The sequence below is a fragment of the Gelidibacter salicanalis genome, assembly GCF_016469035.1.
Classification (GTDB): Bacteria; Bacteroidota; Bacteroidia; order Flavobacteriales; family Flavobacteriaceae; genus Gelidibacter; species Gelidibacter salicanalis_A.
This window is the reverse complement of the sequence record NZ_JAEHJZ010000516.1, coordinates 1-247: the sequence shown is the minus strand read 5'-3', so window position 1 is coordinate 247 and position 247 is coordinate 1. Positions and strand designations below refer to the sequence as shown.

Annotated in this window: 1 protein-coding gene; it reads right to left on the bottom strand. The window is 66.4% G+C overall.

The genetic code is table 11. The features are described 5' to 3' along the window. A partial coding sequence (locus tag JEM65_RS21935; protein ID WP_199603892.1) for an MFS transporter occupies positions 1 to 247 on the bottom strand: 247 nt, incomplete at both ends.

Here is a 247-nt window from a genome sequence, read left to right as displayed (position 1 = left end):
GTGCGCAGCGGCATTTCGGCGGCGGCTTGGCGGCGCGCCTGCATTTCGAGGAACACCGGGGTTTCGTTGAGCCAGCGGCGCAGCCACACGCCGATCACGCCGAAGACACCGCCGAGCAGGAAGGGGAAGCGCCAGGCGTAGTCGAGGATCCTCACCTGCGTGCTCACCTCGGCCGTGGTGGTGCTGGTGGTCATCACCCCGACCATGATGCAGAAAACCTTCGGCATGACGCCCAGCCACACCTTCG